Annotated in this window: 24 protein-coding genes; 9 read left to right on the top strand and 15 right to left on the bottom strand. The window is 64.5% G+C overall.

What is annotated here, in order from left to right:
- Positions 1-18: 18 nt before the first annotated feature.
- On the bottom strand, positions 19-2,682 hold the full coding sequence (alaS, locus tag ACOCMM_RS14165) for an alanine--tRNA ligase (protein ID WP_419553782.1): 2,664 nt from the start codon (positions 2,680-2,682) through the stop codon (positions 19-21).
- A 117-nt stretch (positions 2,683-2,799) separates the two neighbouring features.
- On the opposite strand from alaS, the gene ACOCMM_RS14170 reads away from it, so the two are divergent.
- Together ACOCMM_RS14170 and ACOCMM_RS14175 are read left to right on the top strand one after the other, a co-directional pair.
- Positions 2,800-3,060, top strand: coding sequence for a hypothetical protein (locus ACOCMM_RS14170; protein WP_419553783.1), 261 nt, complete (start codon positions 2,800-2,802; stop codon positions 3,058-3,060).
- A gap of 2 nt (positions 3,061-3,062) precedes the next feature.
- Positions 3,063-3,242, top strand: a complete 180-nt coding sequence (locus tag ACOCMM_RS14175) for a hypothetical protein (RefSeq protein WP_419553784.1) — start codon at positions 3,063-3,065, stop codon at positions 3,240-3,242.
- A gap of 50 nt (positions 3,243-3,292) precedes the next feature.
- Here the strand turns inward: ACOCMM_RS14175 and ACOCMM_RS14180 are convergent, their stop codons facing one another.
- The 7 genes from ACOCMM_RS14180 to ACOCMM_RS14210 form a co-directional block, all read right to left on the bottom strand.
- The gene (locus ACOCMM_RS14180) at positions 3,293-3,562 is read right to left on the bottom strand and encodes a hypothetical protein (protein ID WP_419553785.1); all 270 of its coding nucleotides are present in this window, start codon (positions 3,560-3,562) and stop codon (positions 3,293-3,295) included.
- A 1-nt stretch (position 3,563) separates the two neighbouring features.
- A complete protein-coding gene (locus ACOCMM_RS14185) occupies positions 3,564-3,995 on the bottom strand; it encodes a hypothetical protein (RefSeq protein ID WP_419553786.1) in 432 nt (143 codons plus the stop codon).
- A complete protein-coding gene (aspS, locus tag ACOCMM_RS14190) occupies positions 3,992-5,872 on the bottom strand; it encodes an aspartate--tRNA ligase (RefSeq protein ID WP_419553787.1) in 1,881 nt (626 codons plus the stop codon). Before aspS ends, ACOCMM_RS14185 begins: the two co-directional genes overlap by 4 nt.
- Before the next feature lie 19 nt (positions 5,873-5,891).
- A complete protein-coding gene (gene hisS, locus ACOCMM_RS14195; RefSeq protein WP_419553788.1) occupies positions 5,892-7,268 on the bottom strand; it encodes a histidine--tRNA ligase in 1,377 nt (458 codons plus the stop codon).
- A gap of 128 nt (positions 7,269-7,396) precedes the next feature.
- Positions 7,397-7,807, bottom strand: a complete 411-nt coding sequence (locus ACOCMM_RS14200; RefSeq protein WP_419553789.1) for a type II toxin-antitoxin system VapC family toxin — start codon at positions 7,805-7,807, stop codon at positions 7,397-7,399.
- Between the two features lie 5 nt (positions 7,808-7,812).
- Positions 7,813-8,127: a type II toxin-antitoxin system Phd/YefM family antitoxin gene (locus ACOCMM_RS14205; protein ID WP_419553790.1), complete on the bottom strand. Its 315-nt coding sequence runs from the start codon at positions 8,125-8,127 to the stop codon at positions 7,813-7,815.
- Between the two features lie 112 nt (positions 8,128-8,239).
- On the bottom strand, positions 8,240-10,477 hold the full coding sequence (locus ACOCMM_RS14210; protein ID WP_419553791.1) for a RelA/SpoT family protein: 2,238 nt from the start codon (positions 10,475-10,477) through the stop codon (positions 8,240-8,242).
- A gap of 176 nt (positions 10,478-10,653) precedes the next feature.
- Here ACOCMM_RS14210 and ACOCMM_RS14215 point away from each other — a divergent pair, with 176 nt between their 5' ends.
- The 7 genes from ACOCMM_RS14215 to ACOCMM_RS14245 all read left to right on the top strand — a co-directional run bounded on the left by ACOCMM_RS14215 (position 10,654) and on the right by ACOCMM_RS14245 (position 14,283).
- Entirely contained in the window at positions 10,654-10,863 is a 210-nt protein-coding gene (locus ACOCMM_RS14215; protein ID WP_419553792.1) for a hypothetical protein, read from the top strand.
- Positions 10,860-10,991, top strand: coding sequence for a hypothetical protein (locus ACOCMM_RS14220; RefSeq protein WP_419553793.1), 132 nt, complete (start codon positions 10,860-10,862; stop codon positions 10,989-10,991). The genes ACOCMM_RS14215 and ACOCMM_RS14220 overlap by 4 nt, the downstream gene beginning before the upstream one ends.
- Positions 10,976-11,293, top strand: coding sequence for a hypothetical protein (locus ACOCMM_RS14225; protein ID WP_419553794.1), 318 nt, complete (start codon positions 10,976-10,978; stop codon positions 11,291-11,293). The genes ACOCMM_RS14220 and ACOCMM_RS14225 overlap by 16 nt, the downstream gene beginning before the upstream one ends.
- A 215-nt stretch (positions 11,294-11,508) precedes the next feature.
- Positions 11,509-11,763 carry a DUF1778 domain-containing protein gene (locus ACOCMM_RS14230; RefSeq protein WP_419553795.1) on the top strand — a complete coding sequence of 85 codons (255 nt, stop codon included), beginning with the start codon at positions 11,509-11,511 and terminating at the stop codon, positions 11,761-11,763.
- Entirely contained in the window at positions 11,760-12,440 is a 681-nt protein-coding gene (locus ACOCMM_RS14235) for a GNAT family N-acetyltransferase (protein ID WP_419553796.1), read from the top strand. The genes ACOCMM_RS14230 and ACOCMM_RS14235 overlap by 4 nt, the downstream gene beginning before the upstream one ends.
- Positions 12,427-12,879 carry a molybdopterin dinucleotide binding domain-containing protein gene (locus ACOCMM_RS14240; protein ID WP_419553797.1) on the top strand — a complete coding sequence of 151 codons (453 nt, stop codon included), beginning with the start codon at positions 12,427-12,429 and terminating at the stop codon, positions 12,877-12,879. The genes ACOCMM_RS14235 and ACOCMM_RS14240 overlap by 14 nt, the downstream gene beginning before the upstream one ends.
- Before the next feature lie 318 nt (positions 12,880-13,197).
- Positions 13,198-14,283, top strand: coding sequence for an IS110 family transposase (locus ACOCMM_RS14245; protein WP_419553798.1), 1,086 nt, complete (start codon positions 13,198-13,200; stop codon positions 14,281-14,283).
- 255 nt (positions 14,284-14,538) lie between these two features.
- Here ACOCMM_RS14245 and ACOCMM_RS14250 read toward each other — a convergent pair whose 3' ends face one another.
- The 7 genes from ACOCMM_RS14250 to ACOCMM_RS14280 form a co-directional block, all read right to left on the bottom strand.
- Positions 14,539-16,128, bottom strand: coding sequence for an HNH endonuclease (locus ACOCMM_RS14250; protein ID WP_419553799.1), 1,590 nt, complete (start codon positions 16,126-16,128; stop codon positions 14,539-14,541).
- Between the two features lie 449 nt (positions 16,129-16,577).
- Complete coding sequence (locus ACOCMM_RS14255; RefSeq protein ID WP_419553800.1) at positions 16,578-17,783, bottom strand: CaiB/BaiF CoA transferase family protein; 1,206 nt, start codon at positions 17,781-17,783, stop codon at positions 16,578-16,580.
- Positions 17,784-17,809: 26 nt separating this feature from the next.
- Positions 17,810-18,625, bottom strand: a complete 816-nt coding sequence (locus tag ACOCMM_RS14260) for an enoyl-CoA hydratase/isomerase family protein (RefSeq protein WP_419553801.1) — start codon at positions 18,623-18,625, stop codon at positions 17,810-17,812.
- 282 nt (positions 18,626-18,907) lie between these two features.
- Positions 18,908-20,113 (bottom strand): LLM class flavin-dependent oxidoreductase, encoded by a 1,206-nt coding sequence (locus ACOCMM_RS14265; protein ID WP_419553802.1) that lies wholly within the window; start codon positions 20,111-20,113, stop codon positions 18,908-18,910.
- A 35-nt stretch (positions 20,114-20,148) separates the two neighbouring features.
- Complete coding sequence (locus ACOCMM_RS14270; RefSeq protein WP_419553803.1) at positions 20,149-21,471, bottom strand: LLM class flavin-dependent oxidoreductase; 1,323 nt, start codon at positions 21,469-21,471, stop codon at positions 20,149-20,151.
- Complete coding sequence (locus ACOCMM_RS14275; protein WP_419553804.1) at positions 21,468-22,679, bottom strand: LLM class flavin-dependent oxidoreductase; 1,212 nt, start codon at positions 22,677-22,679, stop codon at positions 21,468-21,470. Before ACOCMM_RS14275 ends, ACOCMM_RS14270 begins: the two co-directional genes overlap by 4 nt.
- Before the next feature lie 91 nt (positions 22,680-22,770).
- A complete protein-coding gene (locus ACOCMM_RS14280; protein WP_419553805.1) occupies positions 22,771-23,679 on the bottom strand; it encodes an ABC transporter permease in 909 nt (302 codons plus the stop codon).
- Positions 23,680-23,744: the final 65 nt, after the last annotated feature.

Raw genomic sequence — 23,744 nt, forward strand, 5'->3', positions numbered from 1 at the left:
TCCGTGGTACCCGGCGCCTCAAGCCCCGAGTGCCGCCACTCGGGCTTGGGCCAGGGCGTCGCCGATGCCGTCAGGATTGCGGCCGCCGGCCACCACCAGTGGCGGGTCGCCTTTCGCGCCGAATCCTCCGCCGACCGTCCGGGCCGCGTCTCGCAGGAGATCGCCTGCCGACAGGTCTCCGGCCGGATCCACTGCCGCCACTAAGGCCACTCCCCCGGCGGCGGGCGCAGAGGCCAGCACGACGGCTCGGATGCCTCCACGGTCGCGCACCGATGCAGCCAAGTCGCGCAGCGCATCACGCTCGAGATCGCCGAGGTCGGCGACGACCACGCCGTCCTCAGCCGTGGCGGCCAACTCAGCGGCCCGCGACGACGCCATTGTGCGTTGTAGGTCGCGCACCTGCCGGCGCAGCTCCTTGGTCTCGTCCAGACGCCGTTGCACCGCAGAGGCGATCTCATCTGGCTGAGCGTTCAACATCTCAGCCAGCGAATCCAGCGTGTCCTCGGCGTCCGCGAGCCGCTCCACGGTGGCAAGCCCGGTCACCGCCTCGATGCGTCGCATGTTCGAGCCGATGCTCGACTCCGAAACGATCCGCAGGTGCCCGATGTCGCCGAGGGCAGCCACATGGGTGCCGCCGCAGAGCTCGGTCGAGTGCTCCCCCGCTTCGAGCACGCGCACCACGTCGCCGTACTTGTCGCCGAAGAATGCGATGGCGCCGATGGCTTGCGCGTGGTTCATCGAGGTCTCGTAATGGCGGCAACGGCCGTTGGTGATGATCTCGGCGTTTGCGACGCGCTCGATCTCACGCAGCTGGGCGCGATCGACGCCCTCGTAGTGGCTGAAGTCGAATCGCAGTCGGTCTGGCGCCACCAGAGAGCCCGCCTGCTTCACGTGATCGCCCAGCACCTCGCGCAGTGCCCAGTGCAGGATGTGGGTGCCGGTGTGATTGCGACGAATGGCCGCCCGGCGCCCGTCGTCGATCTCGGCGCTGACCAGCGATCCGGCCTCGATGCCCTCACCGTGAACGCGCCCGATGTGGCGGTGCAGGTCGGCGAGTGCGTAGGTGCAGTCGAGCACCTCGATGCTGCCGTCGGTTCCCGAGATCGTGCCGACGTCGCCGATCTGTCCACCGCTCTCGGCGTAGAACGGCGTGCGGTCCAAGAACACCTCGACGAGGTCGTCGTCGCCGTCGTGTTCATCGTCTTGAGCTATCTCGAACACCGCCAGCACCCGTGCCGGCGACACCGCCGGCGTGTCCCGCACGAATTGTGTGGGGCCGAACTGCGCCAGGATCTCCCGGTAGCGCTCGTCGGCGAAGGTAGGTCCGCCCGAACGACCAGCCCGCGCCCGCTCGCGCTGGCGTTCCATGGCGGCCTCGAAGCCGTCACGGTCGAGGCTCAGGCCGCGCTCGGTGAGGATCTCTTCGGTCACCTCCACCGGGAATCCGTGCGTGTCGTGCAACAGGAACGCGACCTCGCCGTCGAGCACTGTGTTTGCTGCTTCTGTGTTTGCTGATTCAGGGCTTGCTGATTCGGGGTTTGCTGCATCTGCCCCCTCGAGCCCGGCGGTGGCTTCATCGAGGATCTTCTGGCCTGTAGCAAGCGTGGTGCGGAAGCGCTCCTCCTCGCGAGCCACTACGTCGGCAATGAACTGCCGGTTGGCAATCAAATCGGTGTAGTGGTCGCCCATGACGTCAACGACGATGTCCACCAGCCGGGGCATCACCACCTCGTCGACTCCCAGCACCCAGGCGTGGCGCACAGCACGGCGGATAATGCGACGCAGCACGTAGCCGCGGTCCTCGTTGGAGGGGAACACACCGTCGGAGATGAGCATCGCGGTGGTGCGGGCGTGGTCGGCGAAGATCCGCATCGAGACATCGGTCTCGGGATCGGTGCCGTAGGTCTTGCTGCAGATGCGCTCGGCCTCGGCCAACAGGGGCGCAAACAGGTCGATGTCCCACGCCGCCGGCACGCCTTGCAGCACTGCCAGGATCCGTTCGAGGCCGGCGCCAGTGTCGATTCCGGGCGCATCCAGCGGTGTCATCTCGCCGGTGCCGTCGGCTGCGAACTGCATGAACACGAGGTTCCAGATCTCGACAAAGCGATCCTCGCCGCCGTGCGCGGGGCCGCCGTCGGGGCCGTGGTCAGGTCCGATGTCGTAGAAGATCTCGCTGCAGGGTCCGCATGGGCCGACATCGCCCGCCGCCCACCAGTTGTCCTTGTCGAGTCGCTGGATGCGCTCGGCCGGCACACCCACCTTGGTCTGCCAGATCTCGGCCGCCTCGTCATCGCTGACATGAACGGTCACCCAGAGCTTGTCGCGTTCCAGACCGAGCACGTCGGTGACGAACTCCCACGCCCACGGGATGGCTTCGGCCTTGAAGTAGTCGCCGAAGCTGAAGTTGCCCATCATCTCGAAGAACGTGAAATGCCGGTTGGTGCGACCGATGTCGTCGAGATCGTTGTGCTTGCCACCCGCCCGGACGCACTTCTGGATGGTGACCATGCGCCGCGTCGGAGGCACCTCGGAGCCGAGGAAGTACGGCATGAACGGAACCATCCCCGCCACCGTGAACAGCAGCGACGACTCGTGGGGAATCAGGCTCGCGGAGGCGCGAACTTCGTGGCCCCGTTCTGCCCAGAACGAGCTGAACGCATCACGCAGTTCGCCGGCGCGCATCGGCGACAGGCTACTGACGCCCTATTCGACACCCAGTCGTCTCAGCAGTTGCCGCCTCGCGATCTAACACCGAAAATCATATAAATACATGAAATACTATTTCGTAGAGTCCGCGATGTGTATATCACTCTGTCGGCATTGTGCCACGGCCTCACCCTCGAGGAGATCGAGCACGCATGGGAATTGGCTGTCAGCGATATGACCCTGGACCAAGACCACGACCCTCCCAAGCGGCTGCGCGTCGGCCCCGACCACGCCGGGAATCTCTTGGAGCTGGTGTACCTTGAATCCGCTGGCGATGACCATGCGCACAGCATCACCGTGATCCACGCGATGCGGCTCAGAACCAGCCTCAACAACTACTTGAGGAGACTGTGACCATGACCAAGGCCAGCAAGTTCACGATCGTCCACGACGAGGACACTGAGAAGTGGACGAAGTGGTCGGAGGAGTTTGCGAAGCGCGAGTTCACCGAGGAAGAACTCGACCGCATGTTCTCGACTCGGCGGAAACCCCCTTGGCGAGACACCACGGCACCTGACAGCGCGCAGAACGATTAGCCAGCACTAGCTGCATCGGCAGTCGAAGTGAGCTTGGCAGTCACCGCTGCCTAGGCGGCCTCGCGGCGGTGACGGCGCTCGGCCCAGCGGCGGTCCCGTTCGTCGCGCAGACGCTGCTCGGCGTCTTGCATCTGTCGCTTGCCGTCCCGCCAGGCACTTCGCAGGTCGCGGCGCATCTGGCGTGCGGTGCCCAGCACATTGGCCGTGCCCCGAACTGGTGCGTAGCGGTCCAGGAGCACTCGCAGCCGCCGTTGAATCCACAGCGAAGCACCAGCGCCCAGTCCGGCGCCCAAAGTCAGCCAGCGCACCCGCTTCAGCATCTCAGCGCTCCGTGCTCTCGCTACCGGCAGCAGTGCTCCCGCTGCTGGGAGCAGTCTCGCGCCCTTCGTCGGAGGCCTTGCCCCGTCCTGTGCCCGATGTCTGCGCTCCGCGCAACGCAGAAAGAGCGGAGCGGACCTTGTCGACCGGCACCGAAGCGACGCGTGCCGTGGCTGCCCCGGCTGACTCAGCCAGTCCTGCGACTTTCTGGGCCACGTTGATCAGGTCGCGCAACCGGTTGATCTCGGTCTGGGCCATCTCGGCGGTGTCCGCCAGCTGGCTTAGCGCCGGTCCGACCTTGGCGTCGAAGTCCTCAAGCTTGCGCCGCAGTTCCCGCATCAAGGCGAACGCCTGCGTCAGCACGGCGATGAGCGCGACAAGCGCGACCACGACGCAAACCGTCACCACCACCGCTGCCAGATCGCTGCTGCTCATGATTCATCCTCTTCATCGTTGACGCTGTGCTTCAGCTCGCCGTCGCCGACGCTGTGCTTCAGCTCGCCGTCGCCGGCGACGATGGCCAGCCCCAACTCGTCGAGTTGAACATCGGAGATCGGAGACGGGGCATTTGTGAGCGGGTCGGCGCCGGACTGGCTCTTGGGGAAGGCGATGACCTCACGGATGTTCTCCTCGCCGCACAGCAACGCCGCCAGCCGGTCGATGCCGAAGGCGAAGCCGGCATGCGGCGGAGCGCCGAACCGGAATGCATCCAGCAGGAATCCGAATCGCTCCTGCGCTGCGGCGGGCTCGATGCCCAGCAGGTCGAAGATCTGCTGCTGGATGTCGCCCCGATGGATCCGGACGCTGCCCGAGCCCAGCTCCCAGCCGTTGAGCACCAGGTCGTACGCCTGCGAACGCACCTCGAGCAGCGTGTCGGCGTCGAAGCCTCCACCGGCCGCCATCCGCGTCGAGGCCGCTGCGACCGTTTCGAGATCGTCGGTGTGGGGCATCGTGAACGGATGATGCGCCGGTGCCGGAAGACCGTCGGCGTTCACGTCGTCGAACAGCGGGAAGTCCACGACCCACAGGAAGTGCAGCCCGCCCTCGTTCACCGGCGGACGGCCCAACTCCAGTCGCAGCAGCCCGAGCACTCCGCTGGCTCTGCGCCAGGTGTCGGCCACCAGGTAGCACATGTCCCCCGGCTCGGCGCCCAGCCGCTCCAGCACGCCGTCAATCTCGGCGTCGGACATGAATTTCGCAACCGGCGAGGTGACGGCCAGCCGGCCGCCGGCCGCGCTGCGGGCTCCGTCGAGGGGCGACTCGCCGGCGCTGACTCGCATCCAGACGAGGCCCTTGGCGCCCCAGCGCTGGCACTGCTTGGTGAGATCGTCGACCGCGTTGCGGCTGATGTCGCCGCCGCTGGGCACCCGGAGGCCCCGCACGGCGGGTGCCTTGAACGCATTGAATCCCGTCTCGGTGAACAGGTCGCTGAGCTCGACGAGCTCCAGCCCAAAGCGCAGGTCCGGCTTGTCCGATCCGTAGCGGTCAATCGCTTCGTGCCAGGTGATCTCGGGCATCGCTGCGGGGCGCACACCAGTGATCTCTTCGACAGCTTCTGCCACTGCGGTGCTGATCACGGCTCGCACCTCGGCACCGGTGGCGAAGCTCATTTCCAAGTCGAGCTGGGTGAACTCGAACTGGCGATCCGCTCGAAGGTCCTCATCTCGCAGGCATCGGGCGATCTGGTAGTAGCGGTCGATCCCGCCCACCATGCAGAGCTGCTTGAACAGTTGCGGGCTCTGCGGCAGCGCATAGAAGCGGCCTTGATGCAGCCGGCTGGGCACCACGAAGTCACGGGCGCCTTCGGGCGTCGAGGCCACGAGCGTGGGCGTCTCGACCTCGATGAACTCGGCGGCCTCCATCGAGCGCCGGATCGCTGCGTTGACGCGCGCTCGTTTCACCAGGTTCGAATGCATGCGGGGGTTGCGCAGGTCCAGGTACCGATGCCGGATGCGCAGCATTTCGTCGACGTCGCTGCGACCGTCGATCTGGAACGGCGGCGGCTCCGAGCGAGACAGCACTTCGACGGTTGCATCGCCAATCTCGATCTCGCCCGTGGCCAGGTCGGGATTCGCAGTATCTGCTGGGCGCTCCCGGACTGTCCCGGTCACCGCCAGCACGTACTCCGAGCGCAAGTCGTGAGCGTGATCCACGACACACTGCACAATGCCGGTCCGATCGCGCAGGTCGACAAAGGCCAGGTGCTCGCCATGCTCACGACGCCGGGAAACCCATCCGCACACGGTGACGTTCCGTCCGATATCGGCGCGGCTGAGCCGCCCGCAATAGTCGGTTCGCATGCCAGTGATCACTCGGTCAGTCCTTTGGGATTCAAGCTGGGTTCGAGCTGTCGCCCGAAGCGGGTGCCGGGGCGTTCAGCACGTCAAAGACGGTTCGCAGCGTGCCAAGCAATTCCGACCGCGGCACGGTCTGCTGCGGCATGTCTGTACTGCCGCCGTCGGCGTGTCGCAGCGGCCGGACCGTGACCGTGCCGGCGTCAATCTCGTCGGTTCCCACGATGAGCGCGATCTCGGCACCGGAGCGGTCGGCGGCCCGCATCTGCGCCCGTATGGATCGGTCGTCGAAGGCACGGTCGGCTCGCACTCCGACCGAGCGCAGCTGGTGTGTGAGGTCGCGTGCCGCAGCACCTCCAGCGGTGTCGATCACCCACACCTCGGCTCGCTGCGCTGGCACGTCGAAGACGCCCTCGGCATCGCATGCGAGCAGCAGCCGCTCGATGCCCAGCGCAAACCCGATGCCTGGCGTGGGCGGCCCACCGAGTGCCTCGACGAGGCCGTTGTAGCGACCGCCGCCGCAGATGGTGTCCTGGGCGGCGTCCAGGCTCGCAGCGCGGAACTCGAACGTGGTGCGGGTGTAGTAGTCGAGACCCCGAACCAGCTTGGGCTCGACTGCGTGTTCGATGCCCAGCGCGTCCAGTCCCGCGCGCACCCGTTCAAAGTGGGCGGCGGTCTCGCCAGACAGGAAGTCTGTGATCTGCGGGGCCTCAGCAGCCACCGCTGCGGTTGCGGCACGTTTCGAGTCCAGGATGCGCAGCGGGTGGCGCTCGATCTTGTCCCGGTCGGCGGGATCTACGTCGTCAGCCCGGCGTTGCAGGTAGGAGGTGAGTGCCTCGCCATACGCCAAGCGGGTGTCGGCGTCGCCCATGGAGTTCAACAGCAGCGGCACCCGCTGCAGCCCGATGGCACCGAAGAACTCGGCTGTTAGAGCGATGATCTCGACGTCAGCGTCAGGGTCGTCGGTGCCCAGCGTCTCTGCGCCGATCTGGTGGAACTGGCGGTAGCGGCCCGCTTGAGGCGCCTCGTAGCGGAAGAACGGTCCCTGGTACCAAACCTTCCAGGGCGTCGTCGGCCGGTGCTGGGCGAATGCGCGGCACACCGATGCCGTTCCCTCGGGCCGCAACGCGAGCCGTCGATCGCTGCGATCGGCGAATTCGTACATCTCCTTGCCGACCACATCGGTGCCCTCGCCAATGCGGCTGAACACGCCGATGTCCTCGAAGATCGGCGTCTGCAGGTAGCCGAAGCCCGCCCGGTCCGCTGCGCCGATGAATGTGCCCAAGAGCGCAACCCAACGGCCCGATTCGGGCGGGGCCAGGTCGTGCGTCCCGATCGGCGTCCGGAAGGATTTCCCGGCTGTTGGGTCATCACCGCCGGAAGGGCGCGCAGGCGTCGAAGGCGTACCGGACATGACCAGCGCAGGCTACGGCCCGACCAGCGCCAGTCCTAGCTCAGCTTGCATCGCCCCGACTCGGTGAATGGCGGCGGGAGCGCCGATTGCATATCGACGTTCGTGAGCGATGGTGTCGATTGACGAGATCAGGCTGCTGGATCGAGCAACTGGACGAGACGAGTCCTTTCGGCCCAGTCATGGATCGCTGCGTCTGTCGTCGCCAGCGTCAATCCGTGGAGCATGGCCGTGGCGACGATCACCTGGTCGGCGGGATCGCGGTGAAAACCCGAGTTCATCAGCAAGACCGACTCGACAGCGATGTCACCGTCAACGGGCAGCTCGCGCAGACCCGATGCGAGACGCTCCCGGCGCCATGTCGCCGGATGCTGGCCGAGGTTGATGCGGCCATGATGGTGCAGCCGAGTCGTCTCCACGAAGGTGATCGCAGAAACCGTCACCTCGCCGTCATCAAGAGCGCTCTCCACCGCGTCCTTGAACTCATTGCTGAGGTCGGCGCTGTCGGACACCAAGCGCAGCAGCACATTGGTGTCAAGCACGAGGCTCACTGCTGCGGGGCCGATTCGACCACCTGCTCGGGCCGGGCGATCATGTCCCAGTCCTCGGTTGGGATCGCCGGCTCGCTGTCGATATCGGCGAGAATTCGAAGCTGGCCCACACACGACCCCACCAGCTTCGGCCGTCCATCTCGGATTGCGCTCACTCGCACCACCGCACGCCGCCGTTTGGTGACGACGATCTCGGCACCGGTCTCGTGCACCTCGTCCATCAGGCGCAAACAGTTCGTCTTGAACTCGCCGGCTGGAACGACACGTCCAGCCAATGCGCCGTAGTGCCTGCTTGTTTCATCCCCTGCCATGAACACAGTCTAGTCACAACAAACACACCATGGTCACCAGTTAACGACCATACAACCAGCCCAAGGCGCACGGCGACCGCTGGGCCGGGCCCTCAGCAATTGGTGCGCACCCTCAGTATTCGGTGCGGGCGAGGCCTTCGATGGTGCGGTACGCGTCGAACACGCCATTGACGTCCCGCAACGCCGCCAGCAGCTGATCCAGCAGCACCGGATCGCCGACCTCGACCTCGAACTGCATCACTGCGACCTGATCGTCGCCCACGAACGTGTCGCAGCTCGCGATCGACAGGTCATGGCGGCCCGAGACCACGTTGACAACGTCGAGGAGCAGTCGGTTGCGGTCGAGGCCCCGAACCTCCAGCGCCGCGGCGAACTCGCCCGCCCAGCTCTCGTCCCACTCCACTTCGACCTGTCGGGCGTTCGAGGACGTCGCCAGCTCGGCCGCGTTGGCACAGTCGGCGCGATGCACCGAGAGGCCTCGCCCGCTCGTGGCGAAGCCCAGGATCTCGTCGCCGCGTACGGGGCTGCAGCAGCGGGCGAGGCGCACCAGCGAGTCGTCGTGGCCGTCGACATGAACGCCGGCGGAGCGGCGACGGCGTGAGCCGCGCTGGCGGGCGGGGCGGGCCGGCAGTTGCACGCCGTCGCCCTCGTCGCGCAGGTTGTCAACGAGTCGCTTGGCCACTGAATGCGACTGAATGTCGCCCTTGCCGACCGCTTCGAAGAGCAACTCGGGGTCGGCCCGGCTGAACTGCTCCGCCACTGCTTGCATCTCGTCGCCGTCGATGAGCAGCGACGCCTTCAGCCCTTGGGAGCGCAACTCGTCCGAGACGGCCTCCCTGCCGGCAGCTACCCATTCGGAGCGATCGGAGCGGGCGAACCAGCGCCGGATGCTGTAGCGGGCCCGGGGGGTGACCGCAGTCTCCAGCCAATCGCGCGACGGCCGGGTTCCCGGATCGTCTGACGTGAACGCTTCGATCGTGTCGCCCGAGCGCAGCTGCCGATCGAGCGGCACCAGCCGCCCGTCGATCTTGGCACCGATAAGCGAATCGCCGATGTCGGTGTGGATGGCGTAGGCGAAGTCAATGGGTGTGGCGCCGGTCGGCAGCGTCACCACGTCGCCCTTGGGCGTGAACACGTACACCTCTCCGTGGCCCAGGTCGCTGGCGATGGTGCGCATGAACTCGGCCGGGTCGTCAGACTCTGCCTGCCACTCGACCAGACGGCTCAGCCACGGCATGTCCGCCTCGGCGGCCGAAGCGCCATTGCGCTCCGCCTTGTAGCGCCAGTGGGCCGCCACCCCGAATTCCGCCCGTTGATGCATCTCGACAGTGCGGATCTGCACTTCCACCGCGGTGCCCGAGGGTCCCACGACCGTCGTGTGCAAGGACTGGTACAGGTTGAACTTGGGCATCGCGATGTAGTCCTTGAACCGGCCAGTCACCGGTTTCCAGGTCGCGTGGATCGAGCCCAGGGCCGCGTACGCGTCGCGAATCGTGGGGACGACCACCCGGATGCCCACCAAGTCGAAGATCTCGTCGAACGAGCGGTTCTTGATGACCATCTTCTCATACACGCTCCAGTGGTGCTTCTTGCGTCCGGTCACCGTGGCGTCGATCTTCATCCGGGACAGCTGCTCACGGACCTCGGTCAGCACCAGGTCGACGTACCGCTCCTGTTCGGGTGTGCGCTCGGCGAGCATTCGGTCGATCTCGGCGTAGCGCTTCGGGTACAGCGCTGCGAACGCCAGGTCCTCCAGCTCGTCTCGCACCTGCTGCATGCCCAGCCGGTTGGCGAGCGGGGCGTAGATGTCGAGCGTTTCGCGGGCGATGTCGGCCTGCTTGGTGCCGTCCAGAGCCCCGACCGTGCGCATGTTGTGCAGGCGGTCCGACAGCTTGATCATCAGCACGCGCGGATCGTTCGCAATCGCCACCAGCATCTTGCGCAGCGTGGCGGCCTGCTGCGCCTGCTTGGAGGCGAAACGCACCCGGTCGAGCTTGGTGACACCGTCCACGATGGCCGCCACCTCAGAACCGAACTCGTCGGACAGCGCGACGAGCTCGACGCTGGTGTCCTCGACGGCGTCATGCAGCAGTGCTGCGGCGATCGACGTGTCGTCGAGGCCGAGATCGGCAACCACTCCGGCCACCGCGACCGGGTGGGTGATGTACGCCTCGCCGGTCTTGCGCCGTTGACCTTCGTGCGCCTGCGCGGCAGCCTCGTAGGCACGGATCACGAGCTCGGGCGATCGCTTCGGCCAGAGTTGCCGGTAGCGCTCGACGACCGGCGAGATGTCGGCCGCGACCATGTTCGGCAAGCGCCGCCACGGCAGGACGCGCGATACCGCAGGCATGGTCCTAGCCAAGCTGACCGATGTTGCGTTCGACCCGAGCAAGGTCGAACCGGCGGGAACTCACACTCTCATTCTGCCGTGATTGACAAGGACCCCGTTGACAATGCCCGCCCGATCACGGGTGATGCGCTTCTGCAAGCGACCGGCCATGGGGGCAATTGCCGTATCTTGAGACTGTGGGGCGTGATTCGAGCCGGGGCATCACTGTCTTTGATCTGTTCGAGGCCGCCGAGCGCATGATCGAAGCTCGTCTGCGGCGCAGCAATCCGACGGTCACGCAGGCAGAAATCCGCGACGCCATCGACGAGTGGGCCTCGGGCGGCGACCGCCACCTCGACGCCGACGGCTACCTCCGCGAAATCCCCATTCCCCCGCACTTGCAGTGACGCGCCTCGACGACGCACTCGTGCGCGCAAGTGATGTGCTGAATGAACTCGGCAAGGGCTTTGCGCTGGTTGGCGGCATCGCGGTGTCCGGGTTCATGACGCCGCAACTGGCGTGGGCTTGGACCTGATGTTCGCCATGTGCGGGGTCGAGCCCGAGATCGTCGCCTCGGCCCAGCAGATCGAAGTGCTGCCCGGAACCGTCCTGCCAGTTGCCAGCATCGGCAGCTTGATCGTCATGACGCTGCTGGCACGTGACGATCGGCGCCGACCGACCGATGCCGACGACTTGAGATCACTCGCCGAGGTGGCGACCGACAGCGATTGGGCCGAAGCACATCGACTCGCCGATCTGGTGACCGTTCGCAATGCGCACCGCGAACGCGACCTCGCGGCCAGCTTGTCGCAGCTGCAAGCTCACGGCGCCTTCTGACAGCTGCGGCCACACACAGACCGACGCCGCTAAGAGGCCGCGCGGATAGGTGACGTCTCGGAATGTTGCTGTCACGCTTTCTTTGTGCAATTTTGCCGTCTGTGGCGGCATTTCTGCGCAAAGTCCGGGCCGTGGGGCTGCCGGACGTCGCCACCTATCCGCTCACGCTCTAATTCACACCTCATGTATACGTCGATCTGACGTACAATCGGTGCATGAGCACCAAGACCGAACGGTGGACGCTACGGGTGACGCCGATGCAGGACGCGATTGTCCGTCAGGCACTGCGTGCGACCGGAAAGTCGCTCAATGAGTATGTCGTGAGCTGCGCATTGGCTTCCGCCACCGACGATCTGGCCGACCGCCGCGTGTTCGCGCTCTCACCCGACGAGTGGGACCGGCCGGTCGGCGACAAGCCCAAGATCGCGTCTCTGCTCGCCGAGCCATCGGTGCTTGAACGTCTGGGGTGAGCGCCTACCGCGGTCCGGAACTGCTCTCGGCTGCGCACGATGTCGACGCCTTCGACTGCGGCGACCAAGCGCTGAACAACCGGCTGCGCCGCAGAGCTCTTCGCAACCAGCGCGAGGGCTCGAGCCGAACCTGGGTCGTCGCACAAGCGGACCAGGCGGTGGCGTACTACGCATCGAGCACTGCAGTCGTGGCCCGCTCCGAGGCGACAGGTCGAGCCGCGCGGAACCAGCCCGACCCGCTGCCCGCGATGTTGCTCGGCCGCCTCGCCGTCGATCTCGGGCACCAGGGTGAAGGCCTTGCCGCCGCCCTGTTGAAGCACTTCCTGCTCACCGCCCTCGAAGTGGCCGAACTCACCGGGCTGCGCCTCGTCCTCATACATGCAGAGGACGACCGGGTGAGTGGCTTCTACCGGCACTTCGGCTTCGAGCCGTCCCCCATCGGCGACCTCACGCTGCTGCTGCTCATCAAAGACATCAGCGCCAACAGCGTCGGCACACCTCGTTTGGCATGCTCACACCCATCGAGTTCGAGACTCGACATCAACACCAACCCGCAGCATGAATCCAGTAATCCACCTCCGCGAAACGCAGAGACCCCCACAGCCTGCGCAACACCCAGGGTGAATCAGTTTCGACCCGCTGCCCTACCACCGGGAGCCGCCGGTGGGCCCCGATGACGACTATCCCTACGCGGTCTTCACCGGAATGCGCGAAGACCCCTTCTTCCAGACGGGCCAGCGCAACATCGGGGTGCTTCGGCGCCGCGTACCGCGGCCGAGCCTCTTTCTCCACCCCGACGATGCTGCCCGCGAGGGTCTCGTTGACGGAGACTGGGCTCGGCTCGAGACGCCCACGGGCAGCGTGGTCGCCGCCATCGCAGTCAGGGACACGATGAAGGCGGGCCACGTGCGGGTGCCCCACGGCTGGTGGTATCCGGAGCTGCGGGGCGAGGCCGACTTGGCTGGCGCGTTCATCAACAGCGATGCCGTGTTGTGTGACGACGCCGACGAATGGCTCGATCACGAACAGGGCGTCCCCCACTTCAAAGGCTTCCCGGGGCGCCTGGTCAAGCTCGACGAACCTCCGGAGCTGTCCGAGCTGGCACTGACCGGCTGAGATGGCACGCTTCTCAAAGCGGGAGCGCCGGGCACGAATGATGGCCCGGGTCGCCAACCGGGCGTTCACCAACAATCCGAGTGTCACTGTTGGGTTTGCCGGCGCCTTCTGCCAGGGGGTTACGGTCCGGTTCCATGCTCGACGGTGACTCCACCAGACTTGTGGCCTTGTGCCTGTTGTCAGACGTGTCGCGTCGAGTGTGGGGCCGGCAGGAGCGCTCCTGTCTTGAAGGGAGCCTGACTGTCTCGACTCGGTTGTGACGAAGCGCCCCTGCCGTTCCCGGACCCACCGGAGTTTCACTTCCAGCAGGAGCACAGCATGACACCGCCAGTCGGGGGAATCGACCCCCACCAGGACACCTTCACCGCAGGGATCGTCGACCATCGCGGCGTCGAGATCACCCACGAGACGTTCGACAACACCGCCGCCGGGTACGGCGAAGCGATCGATCTGCTCGACGCTCACGCCGTCTGCCAGGTCGGCGTGGAGGGATCCGCCAAGTGGGGAGCGCACGTCGCGATCGCGCTCACAGCAGCCGGGTTCGACGCCCGCGAGGTCCCGGCGTCGCGCTCAGCGGCCCAGCGCCGCTCGCGTCAGCTGGGCAAGACCGACGCTGTCGACGCGGTCGCCTCGGCCCGGGCGCTGTTGGCCGAGCCGACGCTGGGACCCGTCCAGACGCTGGAGGTCTATGACCCTGCCGTGGCCGAGATCGAGGCTGTGCTCGAGCACCGCCGGGCCCTGGTGGCCGCACGCACGCTGGGTTTGCACCATGTCGCGGACCAGATCTCCAAGCTGCCGACCGAGATACGCGACCAGCTCACCACGAACGGCAAGATCGAAGCCAGGCTGCGCCGCCTCGAACACATCGACCCCGACACCGACACGACCCCCGCCGGCAAATATCGGCTCGAATGGCTCCAGGCGTTCATCGGCCAGGACCGCACAGCTCGCCGCGAGATCCGCCGCCTCGAACGCCTCATCGACGAGCTGCTCGACCGCCACGGCACCACCCTGCGCGACGAACCAGGCATCGGCCCGATCTCAGCTGCCACGCTGCTGTGCGAGGTCGGCGACCCGACCCGGTTCGACCGCGAGTCCAAGTTCGCCCGCTGGTGCGGCACCGGCGCCGTCGCCCTGTCCTCAGGCGAAGGCGCCGCCAACCCCGTCAAGCACCGGCTCGACTTCAGAGGCAACCGGCGCATCAACAGCGTGCTGCACATCGCGTCGGTCACCCAGCAGCGCAGCCAGCCCCAAGCGATTGCCTACCTCGCCAAAAAAGCCACCGAAGGCAAGACACGACGCGAAGCCAGACGAGCCCACAAACGCCAACTCGCCAACCGCGTCATCCGACGAATGTGGCGCGACGAACAGACCCGAAATCAGCCCTTCGCACTCGCCGCTTGACAAGGGAGCGTCTGACAGGCCCGGACCCTCACCGAGCTACTCCACGCGCAAACGCGAAGCACCGGTATGGGGACTGTCCGGCAGGTGAAAATGTGGGCTTGCTCATCTCGCTCGGTGAACTGCTGGGCGCGGGTTTGGGCGAAGTGCAACAGTTCGGCGCCGTCATGGAGCATGTGAGCGGTCGCGAGCAGCGGCCTGTCGCCTTCGTCGGAGCTATGACCGGTGTGGGTAGCCGATGTCGGCAACGGTGTGGAACTACGGGCTGCGGGAGGCGGCGGGCGCTCGGGCGGGCGGTCCGGTGCTGTGGGGTTCGGGTGGTCGCAGGCGGGGTCGTCCGTCGGGTGGGGTCTCGATCTGGCGGCCGTGTTGGTGGAGATCGCTGTGGCAGTCAAAGCACAGCGATGCCAGGTTCGGTATCTCGGTGGGGCCGCCGTTCTCGAAGTAGTCGATGTGGTGGGCTTCGGTGTGCTCGGGGGTGAGATCGCAGCCGATGCAGCCCTGGTCGCGCATTGCGAGGATGAGCCGCTGGGCGTCGCTGGCGTTGCGGGTGCGTCCCAGCGCGAGCTCTGACCAGTCGGCCTTGAAGATTGCGGGCAGCACGTTGGCGTCGGCGGCGTGGTCGGCGAGCATCTTGGCTGAGATCGGCGTGCCGTCGTCGAGGCGGGGGTTCGTGAGCCGGTCGTTGACCACGTCGTAGTCGGCCACGATCACCAGGCTGGTCCTGGCCCGACCGACGTTGGTGGTGCCCGCGATGAGGTCGCTGATCGCGTCCGCAGTGAGCTGCGCACGCGTCGGCACAACCCCAGCACCGCTGTCGTCCGTGCCGTCGTTCGCGTCGGGGCGGCCCGCCGCGGCATGGTCGACGGCGTTGCTGTCGTTGGCGGTGCCGTCGGTGTTCTCCGCGCTGCGGCGCAGCGATCGCACCATGGCCTGCAGGGCGGTGTTGACCTGGCGTCCGGCGCGGAAGTCGAACTTGCCGGCCAGATGCCACATGCCGTCGTCGCCCAGACGCATCGACCCCCACCGCTGCGCACGCTGCAACGCCAGCTCCGCGTCGACCGGGCCGAGACCCTCAGCGGCGGCCTCGGCATCGAGATCGGCGAACACCTCCTGGCTCCGATACGCCAGCGGATAACTGGCCACCTTGTCGGAGGGATACACCCGGCACAGCTCGATGAAGTCCGCCTCGCTGCGACGATGCTTCTTGGGCGCCTCGCGGGCGATCACCCTCGCATGGGACATCCCGATCTCGCCGACGCGCATCGCGTCCAGCGTCGCTGTCATGCCCTGGGAAACGAGGTCTTCGCCCAGACGGGCCTCGCTGCGGGCCTGCGACGCGTTCAGACGCGTCTGGTCACGCAGCACAAACGCAGCCGACTGCGCCCCGTTGCGCGACGCCATCTCACCCACCGCCGCCAGATAACGGCCCTCGACACGCGCCCGCTCAGCGGCCAGCTCGACCACGAGATCCTTCAGATCGCCATAGCCCAGCGACGCCAAGCCCTCGCTCCCGTCAACGCCGCACCCAGCCGCGGCAGTACCGTCGCTGCCGGCTGAGGGCCCGGGCTCGGCCACCGCACCCCAGCCGCCGTCCCGCAGCGAACCATCCCGCAGCGAACCATCCCGCAGCGAACCATCCCGCGTTGCCGCAGAACCTGCCATGTCGCCAGCATCGCCCGGCGACTCGGCCGCATCGGCTGTATCGGCGCTGCGGTTGTGCGAGTCGTCGAAGCGCCAAATGGCCGCTGGGTCCGGCCACGCCGACCCCATGCCGGCAGCGCCGGGACCGGTCTCGGCGGGCTCCGAGCCGTCGGCGTCGAGCCGGTACAGCAGGTCGGCGAACATGACAATAGCGTACACATGTACCGCGTCAATCGCACGCAAAAACAGTCACGAGTTTCGACGAATGTTCACCGAAAATAGTACGAGAATCAGGCCCCTCATCATGCCCGTCGCCTGCCGCCTCGACACCCTCACTCCACGCCAAAGCGCGAAGAGCCAATTTACGTCACGTGCTCAAGAAGGATCGCCGCTCGGAGGCGATCAGCGGGGCGGGCGCAGACCGCGGGGAAGCGGCCGGGCATGGACGACGGCGAGTTCCTTGTTGGCGCGGGTAAGGCTCGTGTAGAGGACGCCCTACCTGTCGAACTCTTGAATCTGCTTTTCCGCGCCGTAATTGACGGGGACCCGTTAGTTGGTCCAGCTGTCATCTTTGCGGTACACGCCAGTACTCACGAAAACAGAATCTCGTGCTTTTCAACATAACCGCAGCCACATACGGTCAACCTCAGCTTCTAGAGCATCTCAATGATCCCTGCTGATCTGAGGGACTCGACACGATCGTCGGTGTACCCGAGGATCTGCTTCAGCACCTCTGCAGTCTGTTCCCCAAGATCGGGCGCTCGGCCCTCAGACTGGCCAGGCGTGCAGGAGAGCATCGGAACCGGCCACGGAAGAAGTGAGCCGTCCGTGCCGCTGCGGTGGAGGCTGCGACTCTTCAGATGCGGGTCCTGAGCTGCATCGGCGGGCGTCAATATTACGCCGCAAACTAGTCCATTCGATTCCAACTTATCCACCACATCTTCTGCCGTCCGAACAGCAACCCAATCAGCCATCGCGCCATCAATGACTTCTCGATGTATGGTGCGCGAGTCGATCGTCTGGTACTCCGGTTTCTCAGTCCAATCCTCACGACCGATTGCTCGAGCGCATCGGTCGAACTGGTCATCGCCCTGTATTGAAATTGCCAACCACGTGTCGTCCTTAGTGCGAAAATGGCCGGTGGGTCCACCTCCAAGGCTGCGATTCCCGTGACGTCCGTATACTTCTCCAGATCTGTCGTACAGGGTGAGCAGCGGTGCCAGTACGCGGAATGCAAGGTCGTAGAGTGCGACGTCAATGACCTGTCCTCGCTCCGAGGAAAAGCGCTCTATGATGGCAAGGCATATGCCAAGAGCGCCCAGGAAACTCGTAGTAAAATCACATACCGGAATGCTGCCTCCTGCGCGCATTGGCGGCCCATTTGGATCTCCCGTCATGTAACTGAGACCGCTGATTGCTTGGGCAACCGGGTCATAACCCGGACGCGAACTATACGGACCGGTTCTTCCGAACCCCGATACATGCAGAGTAATCAAGCGCGGGTTCATAGATTGAAGCGTCTCATCGTCGAAGCCCCAGGTATCGAACAACCCCGGGCGCAGACTATCCATCAGAACGTCTGATTGCCTGATCAGATCTCCGAGAATCGCGCGTCCTGCCGTGTTATTCAGATCGACCACAACCGACTTCTTGTTTCGTGCAAGCATTGACCAGTAGACGAACTCTCCGTCAGTCTGGGGTCCAAAAAGGCGAATAAGGTCGCCCCTCTTCGGCCGCTCGATCTTTATTACGTCCGCACCAAATTCTCCGAGGAGAGTACATGTGAAAGGACCCGCAATCAGTTCACCGACCTCCAAGACACGAATACCCTCCAATGGCAGCCGCCGGTCCTCTTGCATGTGTAGCCTCCCGACATCCTGTCCGGCTATCGACCTTCGAATGCTGGCCGACGCTTTTCAAGGAACGCGAGCATCCCCTCTTGGTGATCCGACGAGAGAAACAAGGGGGCTTGCAACTGCGCTTCCAACGCGAGCGTCTGCTCCAACGTGGCAGTCGCGTTCAGTCTTGTGGCCCTCTTCGTTGCAGCAAGGGCAAGCGGCGGCAGAGCGGCACACTCGGCTGCCAGGCTGCGCACCTCGTCCGCGAGATCCTCGTCCGGCACGACCCTGTTGACGAGGCCGATGCGGTCGGCCTCCTCAGCGGTGACGCCGCGCCCGGTCAGAAGCAGCTCAAGAGCCCGACCTTCACCGATCGCCCTCGGTAACAGGTATGTGCCACCCATTGCGGCAGAACTCAGCCCGATCTTCACGAAGCTCGAGGCGAAGAGCGCGCTCGGTGTTGCTAGGCGGATGTCGCATGCCAGCGCTAGATTGCATCCTCCACCCATTGCTGGCCCGTTCACAGCTGCTATTACTGGGTAAGAGATCCCGCGCAGCCTGAATACGAGGTCCGAAAGGGCTGTCATCATTTCCAACAGACCTCGAATCGCTTCGCCAGAAGGTCGGGCCGCTCGCTCGACCCACTCCTCCGAGAAATCCTTCAAATCGGCACCAGCGCAGAACGCCGGGCCTACAGCATCTATCACGAGGCAGCGAACCTCCACCTGGCTCTCGAGCCAGTCGAGCGCTGTGAAGAGATCGGCCACCATCTCGGGGCGGATCGAGTTACGCTTGTCGGGACGGTTCAGCGTTATCGAGGCAACGTGATCATCGACGCTGACCAATACGTTATCCAACTTCATCGGGTTCCTATGCGCGGTTCATGCTAGGCGTCGTCTCCCTGGGAAGTCGATGCCGCAATTCGACTTTCTTCCTTCGCCAGACACTCCTCACAACGAATGAACCAGCGATAATCGATTGCGTGCCAACCACCTTCCGTGCACTCGTACACCTTCTCGCACGAAGGACATCCATGGGTATGTGACTTCTGCTCCAAATCCTCGCTCCTCCACTCGATCTACATATGGAATAAAGTGGACCGCAACCATTACCAGACCCGGCTCCACCTGCAACCTAGACAACCTTCACCAACACCAGTCTCTTTCCCAAGGCGGAATCCAAACGCCCTCCGCCTTGAGGATCGGCAGTACTTTCTCCGCAAAGTCGCGAATCGCGTGTTCTGACCAAATCGGAAAGGACAGCGCGAAGCCATTAAGACAGCCGACCTGATACATCTTCAGCAGGCCCTCGGCGATGGTCTCCGGGCTCCCGACGAGACGGAACAGGCCCTGACCGATTCCCCAGTGCTCGAGGATCTCCCTCCTGGTGAGTCCGGCGTACATGTCGGCGGTCTCCTTCACGCCTCCCGGGTCGGCCGCGGCGTCGTAGTACTCCGCGACCGCGCCCCAATCGAGTGAGTCGACGACCGACCGATAGAACTCCCTCGCCTCTTCGTCGGTGTCTCGCATGAAGATCAGGATGGCGAACTGCGAGACGACGTCGTCCTCCTGCCGTCCGTGCTGCACGGCCCGCGCCCGCGTATCTGCGAGGAGCTCGGCGCCCGTCTCCGGCTCCATCGCGATCATGAAGTTGTAGTCCGTGTGTTTCGCCGCGAACTCCCGACCGCGCGGTGACCCGCCGGCCTGGACGATCAGGGGCCACGGCTCCTGCAAGGGCTTCGGACCGACGATCTTGCCCTTCGATCGATGGAACTCCCCCTCGAATTCGATCGGCTCATCGGAGGTCCATAGCGCCTTGACGATCGTGATCAGCTCATCGGCTGCGTCATAGCGGTCCTGGTGAGACGGGAAGTCCACGCCGAAGACCTCACCGGTGTACTCGCCTCTGGGTGGGATACCGGTGACGACGTTCCACCCCCAGCGCCCACCGCTGAGCACGTCCAGATTTGCTCCGAAACGGGCGATCGCCGCCGGTAGGTACGTCGTGGTGTAGAGGGTCGTCACCACGCCGATGCGCTTCGTCGCGGCGAACAGGTACGGGGCGAGCATTATCGGCTGCAGCAGCGGATCCATGTGTTTGGCCCGCGTGCTCTCGGGCCCGTACGGGATCGGGAAGTCGAGCATGAAGATGTAGTCGAATCCAACTTCCTCGACGAGGCTCGCGAGTTGCTTGTGCATCTCGACGTCGAGCCAGTCGGGGTTCGCGTCGGCGACACGTTTGGACGTGGTGTGGAGGCACCCGGTCGGATGGAAGAACCCGAGGCGCATCGACTCGACGAACTTGTTCCTCTTTCTCACTGCCGTCTTGGTCAATGTCGATTCTCGACTCATGGTTGTCTTTCCTTTCGATCTGCGTTCGGAACGGTCTAGGCGCGAAGGCCCATCTTCTTGAGCCGCGGCATGAGCTCGTCTTCGACCTCGTGGACTCCCTTCATGGGGTCGAGGAACGACAACGCAACCGCGTCCTGCATGTGGTCGTCGGCGAGGTCTCGCAACTGCTCGGCGACGTCGTCGAAGCTGCCCATGAGGTGGATCCCGCCGAACCCGATGGCCAGCTTTCGGTAGTTCGCCGTACCGACGAGCTCCTCGAGCGAACCGTCGCCGAGCCGATCGGCGATGGCGGTGTCCAGAAGTCCTTCCGCCTCTGCGGGCTGCTCCAACGCCTCGGTGACGATGTTGTCTGCCGCAGTCGAGTCGATTGCCGCGACGAGCCCGTCGTATTCCGCCTGCGCCGACTCCGCGGTCTCTGCCATCGTCACGAACACCTGGACGAGCATCTTGAGTCGCCGGCCGTAGTTGTGCGCGGCGTAGACCCTCGTGCGTTCGACGTGGGGGGCCAGCAGACTCAAGTCGTCTTCGGGGGCGTTGCAGAGGAGCCAATCGCAGTGCTTCGCTGCGAAGTCCACGGCGCCTTCGGATGCATCGCCACAGATCAGGATCGGTCGCGGTTGACGCGTCGGCCTGGGGCCGACCATTCCGACACGGGTGGACTTGAAGTATTCGCCTTCGAACTCGAACGGCGTCGTCAGGGACCACCAGTGCTTCATCAAGGTGACGAACTCGTCGGCGATCTCGTACCGGAGGCTGTAGTCGTTGTCCAAGCCGATCACCTCGGCATCACGACGACTCCAACCGGGAACGATGTTCAGGCCCCAGCGTCCGTTCGACACGTGGTCGAAGTTGCCGCCGAACCTGGCGATGTGCAGCGGATGGGCATGCTCGTTCATGTGGATCGACGAGAAGAGCGTCAGGTTCTCGGTCACCTGGGCCAGTGCCGGGGCGGTCGTCAATGAGTCGAGGCTGTCCTCGTGGAAGCCGATCTCGCCGGCGTATCCGAAGCGCCGCTCGAATGGGAGCTCGAAATCGAAACCGGCGCGGTCCGCCGACTCCACCAGCGCCGAGGCCCGGGGCCATTGCCAGTAGTCCCGGAAGCGGTCGCGGTCCTCGAGGACCGCCTTCGACGCCACGGTTCCGCAGGACGCGTTCCAGCCCCAGAGACCCACCAAGAGGCGATGGGGGCTCTCGACGTCGGGCTGACCGCCTGGATCGAAGGGGCCTCGGGTGATAGCCACTTTCTGATGGAATTTTCGCTGCGGCTGCAGCGTCTGGAGCGCGACGGTCTGGGTGATCTCCTCTTCCGGCTGCTCCGCGCCCTCGGGCGAATGCGTCTCTGTCGTTTCCGATGTCACTTGCGTAGCCCCATCTTGCGAAGCCGGGGGATGATGTGGTCCTCCAGCTGATGGATCCCTCGCAGTGGATCGAGCCAGCAGAAGAGCTGACCCTCCTGTCCGTAGTCGGTGTGGAGCATCCGGATGTGCTCCGCGACCGAGTCGTAGCCGCCGACGATTTGACGGCCGGCGATGCCGAGTCCGTAGCGGACGAAGTTCTCGGCGCCGACGGCCTGCTTGAGCGTCGCCGTCTCGCCGCCGAGTGGCAGTGAGAACGATGCGCCTGTCTTGGTGCCCGGCTGGTCGAGCCCGCGGTACAGGTGCCAGCTCGTCGCCAGCTCGTCCATCATTCCCTGCTGCTCGGCGAGAAGGATCTCGGCCTTCTCGTCGGTCTCCTCCCAGATGCAGTAGCAGAAGCTCATCACTCGGACCTGGCGGTTGTACTTCTCCGCTTGCTCCTTGGCCCGGTTGGCCACGTCACCGAGGTCTTGCGGATCCCCGCTCGGGTTGGCTGCGAAGAGCCAATCGCAGTGCTTCGTAGCGAAATCCATGCCGGCCGGCGAGTAGCCGGCGTTGACGAGGACCGGCCGGGGCTTACGGCTGGGCTTTGGCGTGACCCAGATGTCCTTGCCGGTGAAGTAGTCGCCCTCGAAGTCGAACGGCTCGTCCGCGTACCAACAGTGCTTCATGAACGTGACGAATTCGTCGCACACGTCGTACCGGAGATCGTGGTCCATGAACGTCTCGCCGAACATCTCGACTTCGTCACGAATCCAGCCGGCGACGATGTTGAGACCCCATCGACCATCGGACATGTGATCGATGGCCGCTCCCCACTTGGCGAACTGCACCGGGTGATGCTGATACCCAATGTGCGCTGTCGACGGCAGGAGGATGTTCGAGGTCAGCGGGGCGAGTCCAGCCGCCACGGTGAGGAAGTCGAGAGTGTTCTCGTTGTACTCGGTGATACCGCCATGACCGAGCCAACGCCCGAACGGCACCTGGAACTCACAGCCGATTCGGTCCGCCTCTTTGATCAAATGGGATGCGGCAGGCCATTGCCAATAATCACGGCGCCTCTCTGGATCTTCCATCACAGCGATCGTCGGGGCTCCGCCGCCCGCAAGGTTCCATGCAAAAACTCCTAGGTAGACAGAATTCTGACTGTCGAAGTTCGGCTGCCCCTGCGGATCAAAAGGACCCCTAATTTGTTCTACTCGTTTTGCCATGATCTTCTCGCACACCTACCACTGCCAGTTACAATCTTGCGCCGTCTATCTCGCTCCCACTACGCGGTCAGGGCGCAATGACTGGCCAAATCTACTTGACAACATTCATCATCCGCTCGCGGTCGATCGTCGTAGCGACCGCCAAAATCACCACACATCCGATGATCATCATTCGAGTAAACGAACCGACGCCCATGATACCCAGGCCGTTGCTGAGAATACTGATTATCGCGACACCCAGAAGCGTCCTGTGGACCCCACCGACTCCTCCGCTTAGCGCTGTTCCGCCAACGACGATTGCAGCAATGCTGTCTAGGAGAAAGTTTGCACCAACCTGAGGTGAGCCTGAGCCAAGACGCGCCAAGATGAATGCACCACCCACGCCGGCAAACGCACCTGAGACCGTAAACGCGTAGATCTTGTATCGTCGAACACGAATTCCGGCTACGGTCGCCACGGCCTCGCCCGCGCCTATAGCCGCTATGTACCGGCCAAATCTGGTCCAGCTTCCAACGAAGATCAGTACGGCCGATGACGATAGAGCGAACAGCATCGCATTTGGAAGATTCGGGATGAGTTGGCCGATAGCTAGTTGCCGAAATGGTGGATTTCCAACGGGGACCGAGCGGCCTTGGAGCAGGTGCAAAGAAAGCCCGCCAAAGATCGAAAGAGTACCCAGCGTCACCAGAAAGGATGGAAGCCGAAAATAGGTCGTTATCAGGCCGTTGACGAGACCTGCCGCGATGCCGACGGCGATCGCGACAGGCATAGCCAAATACCCAATATCGTAGTCACGCACCAAAACCGCGGCGAGCGCCGACGCTAACGTTGCAGCCGATCCAACTGACAGGTCGATCCCGCCCATGAGTACAACGAACGTGGCTCCCAACGTGATGAACAATAATGGAGCCGCTTGGGACGCAACAATCGTGAAATTCGAGATAGTAAAGAATCGGGGTTCGAGTACGCCGAAGAATACGACGAGGACAACTACTGACACAAATGGCAGTATCTTATTCCTAAAACCGGACGGTAACTGGAAGGATGGCCCGCCACGAGCAGCTG

Source organism: Candidatus Poriferisodalis sp. (genome assembly GCF_965198245.1).
In the GTDB taxonomy this organism is placed as follows: domain Bacteria; phylum Actinomycetota; class Acidimicrobiia; order Acidimicrobiales; family Poriferisodalaceae; genus Poriferisodalis.